The sequence below is a fragment of the Rhizobium sp. Nf11,1 genome, assembly GCF_050587665.1.
In the GTDB taxonomy this organism is placed as follows: domain Bacteria; phylum Pseudomonadota; class Alphaproteobacteria; order Rhizobiales; family Rhizobiaceae; genus Rhizobium.
On record NZ_JBOBHU010000013.1, the window covers coordinates 92,787 to 108,419 of the forward strand.

The following is a 15,633-nucleotide window of genomic DNA, read 5'->3' on the forward strand; positions in this document are numbered from 1 at the left end:
GCCGGAAACTACGGCAGTTCGAAGGAAGCAGCAATGGGTTTGACCGATTGTTACGCAGATGTAACCGGTTAGACGATTTTCCTGATGACCGGCATCACGAGCGCCGCGCAGACAAGAAGTGCTGCGGCGGCGATTATCGTCGGCACGGTAAAGCTGCCTGAGCGTTCGGCTAGCCGGCCGGCGACGACCGGCCCAACAATCTGGCCCACTCCGAAGGCGGCCGTCATCATTGCCAATATCCGCCGCGGACTCTCGGGGGCAAGCTGGCGGCCGATCTGCAGCCCGTAAGCGGTGATCGCGAGGAACGTTGCTCCAAACAGAGCCCCGCCGATCAGCGGCGCGACCGAGGGCGGCAACGCCACGGTCGCAAGTACGCCGACAGCCTCGACCACAAGGGCCGCAACGTAGACGCCGCCGAGCCCAAGCGGCCTCACCAGCGGCTTCCAGGCGAAGAGGGCAATCGCCGACGTCACCCCGGCGATAAACCAGCAGAGAAACTCGATGAAAGCTCCCGCCGCAGATAGCCGCGCGATGGTGACGAGAAACGTTGCCGTGATGACGTAGCCGAAGCCGAACAGGCCGTAGGAGAGCGTGACAAGCACCATCGGCCGGCTCCAGTTGAGCGCCGGTTCCTTGCCCGTTCGCGCTGTTTGTGCCGGCGCCGTGGGCAAGAGCGACCAGACGACGGCGAGACTTGCCGCGCAATAGAGCGCTCCGCCGATCCAATCGGCGCGCCAGCCACCCGGCTCATCGTGAAAGCCAAGACCAATCAGGAGCACCATGACCGACGAAAGCGCAATGCCCGCTCCAGGCCCGCCGAAATGCGCCGCCTGCACATGATCGTTGCCGGCAGCAGCCCCGTGGCTGAGCACGATCGATGAGGTGAAGACCATCGCAAAGGCGCTGGCAAGACCGGCCAGGAAGCGGATGACGGCAAAGATCGCGACGGAATCTGTGGCCGCCATCGCGGCGAGCAGAATTGCGGTGGCAAGCAGCGCCAGCAACGCCACCAGCCGTTCGCGCCCTGCCGCCCAGCCATAGGCTGCAAGCACGGCGCCGACGAGATAACCGACGAAATTTGCCGACGCGATCAAACCGGCATCGGCTGCCGAAAGAGGCACGCCGCTCATCATGCCGGGCAGGATCGGCGTGTAGGAGAAGCGCCCGAAACCCATGGCCGCCGCCATGGCAACGGCGCCGGCAGCAGCGGTGGAGACAAGATCTGGCGGGGAGTGCGGCGGGCGGGAAAGCATGCAGCGCTTATCGCGCCGCAGCACCGGCATCGCAAACGACTATTTCTGATCGATCGATCAATTTCCGGAAAGGTCGAAAAATTCTCGACCTGCCTTGAAGACAACTATCTTACGATATATGTTTTACGACATAGCCAACGATACATCTGACGATGAAAGGAAAGACCATGAGAGGTTTTAAAGGTGGCATGTTCGGCGAAGCTTTCCGCATGGGCCGCAAATTCGCAGCAGGCGATCTGCAGCTCGTTATCCTTGCGCTGCTCGCCGAGCAGCCGCGCCACGGTTACGAATTGATAAAGTTGCTGGAGGAGCGTTCCGGCGGCTTCTATGTGCCGAGCCCCGGCGTCATCTACCCCGCGCTCACCTATCTCGAGGAAACCGGTCTTGCCGAAGTGGAGAACGAAGGGACCAAGAAGCTCTATCGCATCACCGAAGCCGGTCGCCAGCGTGTCGAGGAAAACCGCGATATGATCCTGCACACGCTCGCCAAGCTTGAACGCATCGGCGAGAAGATGGCCTATGTGAAGCGTGTCTTCGAAACCGACCGTCACGGCGTCGACAGCGATGACGGCGACTTCATGCAGGACGGCGGCGATATCCGCGCTGCCCGCATGCTGCTGCGCTCTGCTCTCCGGATGCGCTATCCCTGGTCGAAGTCCGAAGCAGCCCGCATCGCCGGCATATTGGAACGCGCCGCCACCGAAATCCTGCAGGGCGGCAGGCCGGACGCGCGGGGGTGAGGAGGAAGAGCGGCCGACAGGCCCAGCAAGTTGATGGTGCGCTAACCCCTCCTCCCTCATTCCTGTGCTCGTCACAGGAATGAGGGAGGACAAGGTGGTGCGCGCTTACAAAGCGTCATGGAGATACCAACCTCGAAGGGTGATGCGGGCGCTCCACTCTAAATTCCAGGTCCCGGCCCTACACCCGCCCGTCCGGCAAGGTCAAAATCACCGGTCCATTCCGCGTCGCAACCACCGTGTGCTCATATTGGACAGTCGGGGCCTTGGGATCGGCATAAAGCGTCCACGCATCGTCGCCGCCCTCGGCCCATGTCGCGCCGAGCGAAAGGAACGGCTCGACGGTGAAGACGAGGCCATCCGTCATGACGCGTTTTTCCGAAGGATCCGGCCAGGTCGAAAGCTCGGCCGGTTCCTCGTGCAGCGAGCGGCCGACGCCGTGGCTCGCCAGATTGGCGACCAGCGTGTAGCGGTTCTTCTGCGCAAATGCGCCGACGGCAGTGCCGATCTTTGCCAGCGGCTCGCCTGCTTTCACCTGGTTGAGCCCGACCCAGAGCGCCCGCCTGCCGTCACGGCAGAGCCGTTCGATCCTCGGCTTGACCGGCGGCATCGCGAAGGAGGCGCCGGTATCGGCGAAGAAGCCGTCTTTTTCCGCCGAGACGTCGATATTGATCAGGTCGCCGGCCTGGATGACCCGCGCCCCTGGAATGCCGTGGGCGATTTCTTCATTTACGCTGATGCAGGTGGCGCCGGGAAACTGGTAGCAGAACTCCGGCGCCGAGCGGGCGCCGGAATCCTCGAGCACCTTGCGGCCGATCTGGTCGAGTTCCAGCGTCGTCATGCCCGGCTCCATCGCTGCCGCCATCACCTGGATGGCGTTGGCGCAGATCCGGCCGATCTCCTTGAGCTTTGTCAGTTCATCGTCGTTTGCGATTACCATTCGTCTCTTCCGGCCTTGCGCGGGACGGCCGCAGCCGCCTTAGAGCGCGAGGACGCGCTGAGGGGTTGCGCTCGTTAAGCCGTGGCTTTCGCCCCTTCGCCCCTTTCAGTCAATGCCTTTCTGACCATCGGCGCAACTTTCGTCCCATAGAGTTCGATGCCGCGCATGATCTGCTCATGCGGCATCAGGCCGATCGCCATCTGCAGCAGGAAGCGGTCATTCTTGAAAAGCGCGTGATGGGCGATGATCTTCTCGGCGACCACCTCGGGATCGCCGACGAAGAGCGCGCCGTTCGGTCCGCGCGACAGATCGAAATGCGCCCGGTTGGTCGGTCCCCAGCCGCGCTCGCGGCCGATACGGTTCATTACCTCGGCCTGTGGGCCGTAGAACTGGTCAGCCGCTCTCTCGGTCGTGTCGGCGATGAAGCCATGGACATTGATGCTGGTCTTCAGTTTCGCCTGATCCTGCCCCGCCCGGCGCGCCGCCTCGCGGTAGAGATCGAACAGCGGCGCAAACCGGCGCGGCTCGCCGCCGATGATCGCGAGCGCGACCGGCAGTCCGAGCGCGCCGGCGCGCGCCACCGACTGCGGTGTGCCGCCAACCGCGATCCACAGCGGCAGCGGATCCTGCAGCGGCCTCGGATAGACACCGCGTCCGTTGATCGCCGCGCGAAGCTCACCCTTCCACGCGACAGTCTCGTCGTCGCGCAGCGCCAGCAGCAGATCGAGCTTCTCCTCGAACAGCTGGTCGTAATCCTCGAGATTGTAGCCGAACAGCGGGAAGGACTCGATGAAAGAGCCACGCCCTGCCATGATCTCGGCGCGGCCGTTGGAAATGAGATCAAGTGTCGAAAACTGCTGGAACACCCGCACCGGATCGTCGGAGGAGAGCACCGTCACGGCGCTGGTCAGCCGGATGTTTTTGGTTTTGACGGCCGCAGCCGCCAACGCCACGGCGGGGGCCGATACCGCATAATCCGGCCGATGATGTTCGCCGAGTCCGAAGACGTCGAGCCCCACTTGATCGGCAAGCTCGATCTCCTCGATCAGATGCTTCAGCCGCTCGGCCCCCTCAGCTCCCTTGCTACGGGAGGGATTAGGATTGACATCGGCGAATGTGTAAAGCCCCAGTTCCATCATCGGCATCCTGTTGAACTCGATCCGGAGATAGGGATGGAGGTGATGCAGCGCAAACACAAATTGTGGAACGGATCGTTCGAGAATCTTGATAGGCGGCGCGGTGATTTTCGCGAACGTGTTATTGTCGACCGAGCTTTATCGGCGAAACGACAAGGAGTCTTTGCGCCGTAGGCACGGTGCTGCTGGATTCTTGTGACGAGCACAGGAATCCAGGCGGACAGGCATGCCGTGGCCACCCCCCTCTGCCCTGCCGGGCATCTCCCCCACAAGGGGGGAGATCGACTGGGCGTCATGGCTTCCCCAAACAACGACCGCATGCGCTATTTCGATACAGCAGAGAGGGACGGATGATCCAACCGCTTGCCGATCTCCACCCTTGTGGGGGAGATGGCCGGCAGGCCAGAGGGGGTGCCACACGGCACGCCAGAGCCGCAACCGAAGCACAAACCTCAGTCACCAATTCGAATCCGAATTCAATCACTTCGAAGCCCCAGCGGAATCATCTTCCAAGCCGCCTCAGACCTCACCTGAAGCGCCACGCCGCGCCGCTCACATCTTCGCCAGCAGCTCGGCCAATTGGTCCGCGGCTTTGCCCCATCCTTCATGGAAGCCCATCTTCTCGTGCGCCTCCTTGTCCTCGGCGCGCCAGTGCAGCGCCCTGGCCGTGTATTTCGTCCTACCGTTGCCGAGGTCCTCCAGCAGGATGACGCCCGTGAAGAAAGGCTTTTCAGCCGGCACCCAGGCGCTGCTATAGGCGTCGGTGAAGACGATCTTCTCGTTCTCTACCACCTCCAGATAGACGCCGCGGTTCGGATACTGATTGCCCTCGGGATCCTGCATGACGACGACGCTGGAGCCGCCGGGGCGCACGTCGAGCGTTGCTTCCGCCACACCCCAGGGGCGCGGCACGAACCATTGCTTCAGCAGGTCCGGATCGGTCCAGGCTTTGTAAATCTTCTCGCGCGAAGCGTTGAATTCGCGAACAAGGACGAGTTCATGTTGCGTGCTGGCGGTCATTTCAACATCTCTCCGTTTGAGTAAGACCCGTTTCGTATCAGGTTGTTACAAGGACGTGTCAAACTTCGCCGTTCCGACAGCACGCCGAAATTAATTTGCAATCGGCTGCGCCGCCTCTTCCTGCATCTTGTCGATCTGCCGGCGGATATGGGCGGCTTCCGCCGCCGAATGGGCAAGCGCGATGGCATGGTCGAAGGCTTCGCGCGCTTGGCTGGTCAAGCCAAGCTGCTTCAGCAGTCCGCCCCGCAGACCGTGATAATAGAAATAGCCCCCGAGCTTCTCGCCGAGCGGGTCGATGAGATCCAGCGCCGCCTGCGGCCCGTGCAGCTTGGAAATGACGACCGCGCGATTAAGCGTTACGACAGGCGACGGCTGAACACGCTCCAGCGCGCGGTAAAGCAGATCGATTTCCGTCCAGTCGGTGTCTTCGGCCCGTTTCGCGCGGGAATGGATGGCGGCGATGGCAGCCTGAAGCTGGTAGGGGCCAGGTTGGCGGTGGCGCAGCGCCTTGTCGAGGAGCGCCAGGGCCTCACTGATGAAAAGCTGGTTCCAGAGAGAGCGGTCTTGATCCTCGAGCAGCACGATCTCGCCTTCGGGACTGAAGCGCGCCGGGCGGCGCGATATCTGCAGAAGCATGAGCGCAAGCAAACCCATCAACTCCGGTTCGGACGGAAAGATGCGCAGCATCAGCCGTCCCAGCCGGATCGCCTCGTCGCTGAAGGCGGCCGCCTCATGTTCGGGATCCGCCTGACTGTAGCCCTCGTTGAAGATGAGATAGATCATCGTGCTGACGATCGAAAGACGCTCGGCCCTCTCCTCAGGGCTCGGCGTTTCGAAAGGCACGCCGGCCTTGGCGACACGCGCCTTGGCCCGGGTGATGCGCTGCTCCATGGCGCTTTCGGAGACAAGGAATGCGCGCGCGATCTGTGTCACCGAAAGGCCGGAGACGATGCGCAGCGCCAGCGCGATCTGCTGGGTCGCCGGCAGATCGGGATGGCAGCAGATGAAGAGAAGCCGCAGGATATCGTCACGATAATTGGAATCATCCAGCCGCTCGACAATGTCGCTTTCGGCATCCTCGGTATCGGAAATGACGTCCTCGTCCGGCAGCGCCTGCAGCTTCGAGCGTTTGCGCACCGCATCGATACCGCTGTTGCGCCCGACGAAGATGAGCCAGGCCGTCGGATCGCGCGGCGGCCCTTTCTCCGGCCAGGTCCGGATCGCCCTCAGGCACGCCTCCTGGAACGCCTCTTCCGCAGTGTCGAGATCGCGGAAATAGCGTAGCAGCGCGCCGAGCGCCTTCGGGCGGGCAGAGGCAAGCGCGAGGTCGATCCAGGCAATGTCGGTCATGATGCAGCATCTCCCGGCCGGAACACGTAGAAAGGCCGAATTTCGTAAGAGGTGGAGCCGGGATTGACCGCGGATAGCTGTTTCGAGAAGGCGACCGCCTCGTCGAGCGTCTCGAAGTCAACCACGTAAAAGCCGAGAAGCGCCTCTTTCGTTTCCGCGAAGGGCCCGTCAATCACCAGAGCCTCGTCCTTGCCCTTGCGAACGGTCGTCGCCGCCGTCGTCGGCATGAGCCGGCCGACGGGGCCCAGCTTGCCGGCTTTGGCAAGCGGCTCCTGCACAGCGTAAAGCTTCTCCATGACGGCAGCCTCTTCCTCCTTGCTCCAGGCGAAGACGGTTTCCTCATGGGCGTAACAAAGGATTGCATAAAGCATCGGTCACTCCTCTTTTCGAATGACGAAGGAGTAACCGCTTAGCCGACAGGCCGCACCAAAAAATTATCCAGCTCAGCGGCGATTGCAGGAACCACGGCTCTTACCGAAGGCTAGCCTTCGCTCAATGTCCGCCTGACTGCATTCTTCCAGCCCTTGATCTTTGCCGTCCGCACTTTCTCGTCCATGTCGGGCTCGAAGCGCCGGTCGCGTTTCCACGTCGCCGAAAACCCATCCCTATCCGGCCACACCCCCGCCCGGCTGCCGGCGAGCCAGGCCGCACCCAAGGCGGTGGTCTCCAGTATCACCGGGCGGTCGACAGGAGCGTCGAGCAGGTCGGCGAGGCGCTGCATCGTCCAGTCGGAGGCGACCATGCCGCCGTCGACGCGGAGCACCGTATCCTCAGCATCATTCTTCCAGTCCTTCTGCATGGCATCGAGCAGGTCCCGGGTCTGGTAACAGACGGCTTCGAGCGCCGCCCGGGATAGCTCCGCAGGGCCGCTGTTGCGCGTCAGCCCGAAAATCGCGCCGCGCGCCTGGGCATCCCAATATGGCGCGCCAAGCCCGGTGAAGGCCGGGACGAGATAGACCTCCTGCGTGGGATCGGCCTTGTCGGCAAGCGCATTGGTCTCGGCAGCACTATCGATGATGCGAAGCCCGTCCCGCAGCCATTGCACGGCAGCACCGGCGATGAAGATCGAGCCCTCGAGCGCATAGGTCGTCTCGCCGTTGAGGCGATAGGCGATTGTTGTCAGCAGCCGGTTTTTCGAACGCACCATGTCTATGCCGGTGTTGAGCAGCGCAAAGCAGCCCGTGCCGTAAGTCGACTTCAGCATGCCCGGCGCAAAACAGGCCTGGCCGATGGTCGCCGCCTGCTGATCGCCGGCGACGCCGAGGATCGGGATCGCAGCGCCGAAGATCCCGGAATCGACTGTGCCGAAATCGGCGGCGCAATCCTTGACCTCCGGCAGCATGGCGGCCGGCACTCTCAGAATGTCGAGCAGATCCTCGTCCCATCCATTTTCGGCAATGTTGTACATCAACGTGCGTGAGGCGTTGGTTGCATCGGTCACGAAGCTCTTGCCGCCCGTCAGCCGCCAGATGAGGAAGGTGTCGATCGTACCGAAGCAGAGATCGCCCCTGGCGGCGCGCGCCCTTGCACCCTTCACGTTGGCGAGCATCCAGGAGAGCTTCGTGCCGGAAAAATAAGGATCGAGAATCAGGCCGGTCTTCTTGGTGAAAACGCGCTCGAGATCCTGCCGTTTCAGGTTGTCGCAGTAGCTCGCCGTGCGCCGGTCCTGCCAGACGATCGCATTCTGGATCGGCCGGCCGGTCTCACGCTCCCAGACGACGACCGTCTCACGCTGGTTGGTGATGCCGAGCGCGGCGACATCCTTGGCCATGATTCCGGCGTCGCGCAGCGCCATGTGGACGGTGGAAACGACTGAATCCCAAATCTCTTCGGGATCGTGCTCGACCCAGCCGGAGCGCGGATAGATCTGCGTGAATTCCTTCTGGCCCTTGCCGGCGACACGCATGTCACCATCGAAGACGATTGCCCGCGTCGAAGTCGTCCCCTGATCGATCGCCAGAACATATTCACCCATGAAATCCTCCTCAAGCATATGATTATCGTAACAAATCAATAGGACAGGGATGCAGGAGAGAAAAGCGAATAAAGCGCAATTGCCAGCCTGCCGGCTTTGGGCATAACCTCGCTGCCAACATCGCGATGTCAGGAGAAACAGCATGAGCAGATCAGTCGTCGTCACCGGTTCCACCAGCGGCATCGGCCTTGCGATCGCCACCGCCTTCGCCGAAGCTGGCGACAACGTCGTCATCAACGGCTTCGGAAATGCCGACGAAATCAACGCGATCGTCGCGCGGCTTGAATCAGTGTCGAAAGGCCGGGCTATCTACCATCCGGCCGACATGACCAAGCCCGCCGAGATCGCCGACCTGATCGAAACCGCCGCGAAGACCTTCGGCACCGTCGATGTCCTCGTCAATAATGCCGGCATTCAGCATGTCGAGAAGATCGAGGATTTCCCGATCGAAAAATGGGACCAGATCATCGCCATCAACCTGTCGAGCTCCTTTCACACCATACGCGCCGCCATTCCACTGATGAAGGCAAAGAAGCATGGCCGCATCATCAACATCGCCTCGGCTCACGGCCTCGTCGCCTCCCCCTTCAAATCCGCCTATGTGGCGGCAAAACATGGTATATTGGGACTGACGAAGACGGCGGCGCTGGAACTTGCCGAATTCGGCGTGACAGTCAACGCCATCTGCCCGGGCTATGTGCTGACGCCGCTCGTCGAAAAGCAGATACCCGATACCGCCAAGGCCCGCGGCATAACCGAGGAGCAGGTGAAAAGCGAAGTCATCCTCAAGGCGCAGCCGACGCGTGAATTCGTCAAGGCCGAGGAGATCGGCGCGCTGTCGCTCTACCTCGCCAGTGACGCCGCCCGCCAGGTGACGGGAACCCACATCTCGATTGACGGTGGCTGGACGGCGGCCTAACCATTTGGAAAAGACAACCGGGAATACCATGAACGACAGCATTCGCTTCATCCTGAATGGCGAGGACATCGAACTCACCGATGTCGGGCCGACCGAGACGCTTCTCGATTTTCTGCGGTTGAAGCGGCGCCTCACCGGCACCAAGGAGGGATGCGCGGAAGGCGACTGCGGCGCCTGCACCGTGCTCGTCGGCCGGCTCGTCGACGGCAAGCTTGCCTATGAATCCGTCAATGCCTGCATCCGTTTCACCGGCTCGCTGCACGCCACGCACGTGGTGACGGTCGAGCATCTGGCCGGTCGGGACGGCGCGCTGCATCCGGTGCAGCAGGCGCTGGTCGATTGCCACGGCTCGCAATGCGGCTTCTGCACCCCGGGCTTCGTCATGTCGCTCTACGGGTTATGGCTGACGAAGGAAAAACCAAGCCGCCGCGAGATCGAAAAGGCATTGCAAGGCAATCTCTGTCGCTGCACCGGCTACGAGCCGATCGTCAAGGCCGCCGAGCAGGTGAGCCTGATGCGGCCGAGCGCGCTGTTCGATCCGCTGGAGCGCGCGCGTTCGGAAATCATCGCGCGGCTCTGGGCCATGCAGGCGAGCGACACCATCCGCATTGCCAAGAGCGAAGACCGGTTGATCGTACCTGCTTCCGTCCAGGCGCTGTCTGAAGTTCTCTCGCAGGAACCGGATGCGATCGTGGTCGCCGGCTCGACCGATGTCGGCCTCTGGGTGACCAAGCAGATGCGCCGGCTGAGCCCCGTCGTTTTCATCAATCACTTGAGCGAATTGCAGTCGGTCACGGAAAACGAGGACGGTGTCACCATCGGCGCCGGCGTCAGCTATACCGGCGCCTTTGCGGCGATCGCGAAAAAGATCCCGGCGCTCGGACGGCTGATCGACCGCATCGGTGGCGAGCAGGTGCGCAACATGGGCACGATCGGCGGCAACATCGCCAACGGCTCGCCGATAGGCGACAGCCCGCCGCCGCTGATCGCGCTCGGTGCGACGCTGACGCTGCGCTCCCTGGAAGGCCAGCGCAAAATGCCGCTCGAGGATTTCTTTATCGCCTATGGCAAACAAGACCGCAGGCCAGGCGAGTTCGTCGAAAGCGTCTTCGTGCCCTATCCCAAGGCCAGCCGCTTTGCGGCTTACAAGATCACCAAGCGCCGCGACGAGGACATCACCGCCGTGCTCGGCGCCTTCCTGCTGACCCTTGACGATGCCGAGACGGTCACCGACATCCGTGTCGCCTTCGGTGGCATGGCTGCAACGCCGAAACGCGCTCGCACGGTGGAGGGAGAACTGATCGGCAAACCTTGGACGGAAGCAGCGATCGAGGCGACCCGCCCCGCCTTCGACGCCGATTTCCAGCCACTCACCGACTGGCGCGCCACGGCGGAATATCGCCAGCTGACGGCGAAGAATTTGTTGACGCGGTTCTATCTGGAAACGGTAGGGGCGCCGGCCGAACTGAAGCGGTTCGAGGAGGTGGCGTGATGGGTTGTTTCGCAAATTGGCCCCTCGCCCTAACCCTCTCCCCGCTTGCGGGGAGAGGGGACGTGCCTCGCGCAATGTTTGCGAGAGCAAGAGGCGGTGCGGCATATCCCTTCTCTCCGTCAGAACGGGGAGAAGGTGGCGGCAGCCGGATGAGGGGCCACCGCGCGAACAGGGCTGGTCACGGAGGACTGATCTAATGGACAAGTCCACCTTCGAGGACCCTAAAGTCGTCATCTCCGGCCCCATGCACGGCTCGCTGCGCCATGATTCCGCGCACAAACACGTCACCGGAACCGCCGACTACATCGACGATATTCCCGAACCCGCCGGCCTGCTGCACGGCGCGCTCGGCCTCTCCGACCGGGCACATGCCGAAATCCTCAGCATCGATCTTTCCGCAGTCGCCGCCTATCCCGGCGTCGTCTGGGTCTTCACCGGCAAGGAAGTGCCCGGCGTCAACGACACCAGTTCCAACGGCAGCCATGATGAACCGCTGCTGGCCGAAACTTTGGTTCAGTTCCACGGCCAGCCGATCTTTGCCGTCATCGCCGAGACGCGCGAGGCCGCCCGCCGCGCCGCGCGGCTCGCCAAGATCGACTATCGTGACCTGCCGCACTGGCACGATATCGACGGCGCGCTTGCCAATGGCAGCCCGCTGGTCACAACGCCGATGACGCTGCAGCGCGGCGACCCGGAAACGGAAATGTCGAACGCCGCGATGCGGCTAAAGGGCCAGATGCGCATCGGCGGCCAGGAGCATTTTTATCTCGAAGGCCATATCGCCGTGGCGATCCCCGGCGAAGATGACGAGGTCACCGTCTGGTCCTCGACACAGCATCCGAGCGAGATCCAGCACATCGTCGGCCATGTGCTGGATATCCCGTCTAACGCCGTTACCGTCAACGTGCGCCGCATGGGCGGCGGCTTCGGCGGCAAGGAAACCCAAGGCAACCAGTTCGCCGCACTCGCGGCGATCGCCGCCAAGAAGCTCGGCCGCGCCGTCAAATTCCGTCCGGATCGTGACGAAGATATGAGCGCCACCGGCAAGCGCCACGATTTCCTCGTTGATTACGAGGTGGGCTTCGACACCGAAGGTCGTATCCACGCCGTCGATGCGACTTATGCGGCCCGCTGCGGCTTTTCCTCCGACCTTTCGGGCCCGGTGACCGACAGAGCGCTATTCCACGCCGATTCCAGCTATTTCTATCCGCATGTGCATCTGCAGTCGAAACCCTTGAAGACGCACACCGTCTCCAACACCGCCTTCCGCGGGTTCGGCGGGCCACAGGGCATGCTCGGCGCCGAACGTTTTATCGAGGAGATCGCCTATGCCCTCGGCAAGGATCCGCTCGATATCCGCAAGCTAAATTTCTACGGCCAGCCGGGCTCCGGGCGCACGCTGACGCCTTACCACCAAGAGGTCGAGGACAACATCATCGCCCGCGTCGTCGAGGAGCTGGAGGAAACGGCCGACTACCGGGCGCGGCGCAACGCCATCATCGCCTTCAACCGCGACAGCCGCTACATCAGAAAAGGCATCGCGCTGACGCCGGTCAAATTCGGCATCTCCTTTACGATGACCGCCTTCAACCAGGCCGGCGCCCTCGTCCACATCTATCAGGACGGCTCGATCCACCTGAACCACGGCGGCACCGAAATGGGCCAGGGCCTCTATACCAAGGTGGCGCAGGTGCTGGCCGACAGTTTCCAGGTCGACATCGACCGCGTGAAGATCACAGCGACGACAACGGCGAAAGTGCCGAACACCTCGGCCACCGCCGCCTCTTCCGGCTCGGATCTGAACGGCATGGCCGCCTTCGATGCCGCCCGCCAGATCAAGGAACGTCTGGTAGCCTTCGCTGCCGAGAAATGGGAAGTGGCGCCTTCCGAGATCGTCTTCCTGCCGAACCGCGTGCGCGTCGGCGAGAGCGAGATCCCCTTCCCAGATTTCATCAAGAAGGCCTATTTCGCCCGTGTCCAGCTTTCCGCCGCCGGCTTCTACAAGACGCCGAAGATCCACTGGGACCGCAAGGCCGGCCGCGGCACCCCCTTCTACTATTTCGCCTATGGCGCCGCCTGCACCGAGGTCTCGATCGATACGCTGACCGGCGAATATTTGATCGACCGCACCGACATTCTCCACGATGTCGGCCGTTCGCTGAACCCGGCGATCGACATGGGCCAAGTCGAGGGCGGATTCGTGCAGGGCCTGGGCTGGCTGACGACAGAAGAACTTTGGTGGGACGATAAGGGCCGGCTGCGCACCCATGCCCCGTCGACCTATAAGATCCCGCTCGCCTCCGACCGCCCGAAGATCTTCAACGTGCGGCTTGCCGAATGGTCGGAGAATGCCGAAGCGACGATCGGCCGCTCCAAGGCCGTCGGCGAACCGCCCTTCATGCTGGCGATCTCGGTGCTGGAAGCCCTGTCGATGGCGGCCGCTAGCGTCGCCGATTATAAGGTCTGCCCGAGACTCGATGCGCCGGCGACGCCGGAACGGGTGCTGATGGCGGTGGAGCGGATGAAGCGGTTGTAGAGATGTGCCCGGCTGATATGGTGTTTGGGCAGAATCGACAGAGTGGGTGGCACCCCCCTCTGTCCTGCCGGACATCTCCCCCACAAGGGGGGAGATCGGATGGGGGGAATGGTTTCCCCAAACAACGAAGGTACTATGACTGCGACGCGGCAGCGGGGGAACGATGGTCTCACCTCTTGCCGATCTCCCCCCTTGTGGGGGAGATGTCCGGCAGGACAGAGGGGGGTGCCACGCCCACATACCGATCGGTCGACCTCTAATGACCACCCTCCCCGCCTTCCTCACCGCCCACCCCGGCGCAATCCTCGTCGACATCACCGGCACGCAAGGCTCCACCCCGCGCGAGGCCGGCGCTTTCATGCTCGTTTCGGCGAACGCCCTCTGGGGCACGATCGGCGGCGGGCAGTTCGAGTTCATGGCAATTGCAAATGCGCGTGAGATTCTGGCTGGAACCGGCGGAGCGATTACCATGGACATCCCGCTCGGCCCCGAAATCGGCCAATGTTGCGGCGGGCGCACGCAACTGCGGTTTCGGCGCTTGACGCAGGCTCTGAAGGATGAGCTCGAGGCAAGGCTTGCCGGCGAGATCGACAGGCTGCCGGAGGTCTTTCTCTTCGGCGCCGGCCATGTCGGCCGGGCGCTGGCGTCGGCCCTTGCGCCGCTGCCGCTGTGCGTGACGGTCGTCGAAACGAGGCAGGAAGAGCTTGCTAACCTTCCGGATGAAATCAACACCCGGCTCGTGCCAATGCCGGAAGCGTTGGTGAAGGATATTTCCGCCGGCGGCGCGGTCGTCATCCTCACCCACGACCACGCGCTGGATTTCCTCATCGCCCGCGAGGCGCTTGCGAGAACCGACCTCGCCTATACCGGCATGATCGGCTCGGCGACCAAACGCGCCACCTTCGCAAGCTGGCTTTCCCGTGAGGCCGGCGGCGACCGCGCCTGGATAGAGCGGCTGACGCTGCCGATCGGCGGTTCGGCCGTCAGGGATAAGCGCCCGGAAGTGATCGCCGCGATGACGGCTGCCGAAATCCTGACGGCACTTGCAGCCTACCGCATGCGCTCGTCTTCATAATAAGGATCACGGCCGTCGAGGAAACCGAGGTCGCGCTTGACGCGGTCCGGCGTGGCGGAAAGGTCGAGCCGCGGCAAACGGCAGAAACGATTGGCGCTTCCCGCCAGCCAACTGGCAAAACGCAGGAAAACACTGCTATTCCGTTGCGGCCGGCTCTCTTCGATAGCTTGGCAATCCATGACGTCACCTCATTAGATTGATGGTATGAGTTGCAGCTTGCCGCTAAAAATGCTGCTATTCCAATCGAACGATCGTCTGCCTGCATCAAGAGAACTTATCCATGAAACTGTCGAAGCAATTTCCGCTGAATGCGCTGCGCGTCTTCGAAGCCGCCGCCCGGCTCGGCAGCTTCACCAGGGCAGGTGATGAGCTCGGCATGACACAGACGGCCGTCAGCTATCAGATCAAGCTCCTGGAGGAGAATGTCGGCGAGCCGCTCTTCCTGCGCCGTCCCCGCCAGATCGCGCTGACGGAGACCGGCGAGCGGCTGGCCCCGAAGGTGACCGAGGCCTTTGCCATGCTGCATGATGCGATGGCAACGGCGCGCGACAGCGTCGAAGGCACGCTCGCCATCAGCTCGACCCATACCTTCGCCTCGAAATGGCTGGCGCCCCGCCTCGGCTCCTTCCATTTGAAGCATCCGGCGATCGCGGTGCGGTTTCAGGCGACCTCCGACATCATCGACTTCGCCCGCGAACAGATCGACGTCGGCATTCGCTGGGGCGACGGCAACTGGCCGGGGCTCGCGCTGCACCGGTTGATGGGCCTGGAGTTCACGCCGATGCTGAGCCCGAAGCTGGCGGAATCGGCAGGCGGCATTAAGGAGCCGCGCGATCTCCTGAAATTCGACCTCTTCGACGCCGGCGACATCTGGTGGAAGCAATGGTTCGAAGCTGCCGGCGTTACCGATACGGATCTCGACCGCCGCCCGCGCAACCAGCTGGGCTCTCAGGCGATGGAAGCCGACGCGGCGATAGCCGGGCACGGCGTCGCCATCCTCCACCCCGCCTTCTATGAGGCGGAGATCGCGCTCGGCCGGCTCTATCAGCCTTTCGACCTGACCCGCAGCGACGGCAAGGCCTACTGGCTCGCCTATCCCGAAAATCGCCGCAACGTGCCGAAGATCAAGGCCTTCCGCAACTGGATCCTGGAAGAGATGAAAGCCGCCGGAAACTGATCCGGCAAACAGATCAGGTCCAA

At 62.7% G+C, this 15,633-nt stretch carries 14 protein-coding genes; 6 read left to right on the forward strand and 8 right to left on the reverse strand.

The window, feature by feature from the left end; all coding sequences use genetic code 11:
* Window positions 1-68: 68 nt before the first annotated feature.
* Entirely contained in the window at window positions 69-1,283 is a 1,215-nt protein-coding gene (locus ACQ7C1_RS19860) for a YbfB/YjiJ family MFS transporter (RefSeq protein WP_430959529.1), read from the reverse strand.
* A gap of 137 nt (window positions 1,284-1,420) precedes the next feature.
* Here ACQ7C1_RS19860 and ACQ7C1_RS19865 point away from each other — a divergent pair, with 137 nt between their 5' ends.
* A complete protein-coding gene (locus ACQ7C1_RS19865; protein ID WP_430959530.1) occupies window positions 1,421-1,993 on the forward strand; it encodes a PadR family transcriptional regulator in 573 nt (190 codons plus the stop codon).
* Window positions 1,994-2,171: 178 nt separating this feature from the next.
* Here ACQ7C1_RS19865 and map read toward each other — a convergent pair whose 3' ends face one another.
* From map to glpK, 6 genes are all read right to left on the reverse strand, one after another.
* On the reverse strand, window positions 2,172-2,930 hold the full coding sequence (gene map, locus ACQ7C1_RS19870; protein WP_430959531.1) for a type I methionyl aminopeptidase: 759 nt from the start codon (window positions 2,928-2,930) through the stop codon (window positions 2,172-2,174).
* Between the two features lie 74 nt (window positions 2,931-3,004).
* Entirely contained in the window at window positions 3,005-4,066 is a 1,062-nt protein-coding gene (locus ACQ7C1_RS19875) for an LLM class flavin-dependent oxidoreductase (protein ID WP_430959584.1), read from the reverse strand.
* Between the two features lie 552 nt (window positions 4,067-4,618).
* Entirely contained in the window at window positions 4,619-5,086 is a 468-nt protein-coding gene (locus ACQ7C1_RS19880) for an SRPBCC family protein (RefSeq protein WP_430959532.1), read from the reverse strand.
* Window positions 5,087-5,176: 90 nt separating this feature from the next.
* A complete protein-coding gene (locus tag ACQ7C1_RS19885) occupies window positions 5,177-6,436 on the reverse strand; it encodes an RNA polymerase sigma factor (RefSeq protein WP_430959533.1) in 1,260 nt (419 codons plus the stop codon).
* Window positions 6,433-6,807, reverse strand: a complete 375-nt coding sequence (locus ACQ7C1_RS19890) for a YciI family protein (protein ID WP_430959534.1) — start codon at window positions 6,805-6,807, stop codon at window positions 6,433-6,435. The genes ACQ7C1_RS19885 and ACQ7C1_RS19890 overlap by 4 nt, the downstream gene beginning before the upstream one ends.
* Before the next feature lie 110 nt (window positions 6,808-6,917).
* The gene (glpK, locus tag ACQ7C1_RS19895; protein WP_430959535.1) at window positions 6,918-8,411 is read right to left on the reverse strand and encodes a glycerol kinase GlpK; all 1,494 of its coding nucleotides are present in this window, start codon (window positions 8,409-8,411) and stop codon (window positions 6,918-6,920) included.
* Window positions 8,412-8,553: 142 nt separating this feature from the next.
* Between glpK and ACQ7C1_RS19900 the strand changes: the two genes are divergently transcribed.
* From ACQ7C1_RS19900 to xdhC, 4 genes are all read left to right on the forward strand, one after another.
* Window positions 8,554-9,330, forward strand: coding sequence for a 3-hydroxybutyrate dehydrogenase (locus tag ACQ7C1_RS19900; RefSeq protein WP_430959536.1), 777 nt, complete (start codon window positions 8,554-8,556; stop codon window positions 9,328-9,330).
* Window positions 9,331-9,358: 28 nt separating this feature from the next.
* A complete protein-coding gene (gene xdhA, locus ACQ7C1_RS19905; protein ID WP_430959537.1) occupies window positions 9,359-10,822 on the forward strand; it encodes a xanthine dehydrogenase small subunit in 1,464 nt (487 codons plus the stop codon).
* Window positions 10,823-11,018: 196 nt separating this feature from the next.
* Window positions 11,019-13,358 (forward strand): xanthine dehydrogenase molybdopterin binding subunit, encoded by a 2,340-nt coding sequence (xdhB, locus tag ACQ7C1_RS19910; RefSeq protein ID WP_430959538.1) that lies wholly within the window; start codon window positions 11,019-11,021, stop codon window positions 13,356-13,358.
* Between the two features lie 259 nt (window positions 13,359-13,617).
* Window positions 13,618-14,433, forward strand: coding sequence for a xanthine dehydrogenase accessory protein XdhC (gene xdhC / locus ACQ7C1_RS19915; protein WP_430959539.1), 816 nt, complete (start codon window positions 13,618-13,620; stop codon window positions 14,431-14,433).
* Here the strand turns inward: xdhC and ACQ7C1_RS19920 are convergent.
* Entirely contained in the window at window positions 14,409-14,612 is a 204-nt protein-coding gene (locus ACQ7C1_RS19920; RefSeq protein ID WP_430959540.1) for a hypothetical protein, read from the reverse strand. The genes xdhC and ACQ7C1_RS19920 overlap by 25 nt on opposite strands.
* Window positions 14,613-14,713: 101 nt before the next feature.
* Here ACQ7C1_RS19920 and gcvA point away from each other — a divergent pair, with 101 nt between their 5' ends.
* Complete coding sequence (gene gcvA / locus ACQ7C1_RS19925; RefSeq protein WP_085778988.1) at window positions 14,714-15,610, forward strand: transcriptional regulator GcvA; 897 nt, start codon at window positions 14,714-14,716, stop codon at window positions 15,608-15,610.
* The last annotated feature ends 23 nt before the right edge of the window (window positions 15,611-15,633 follow it).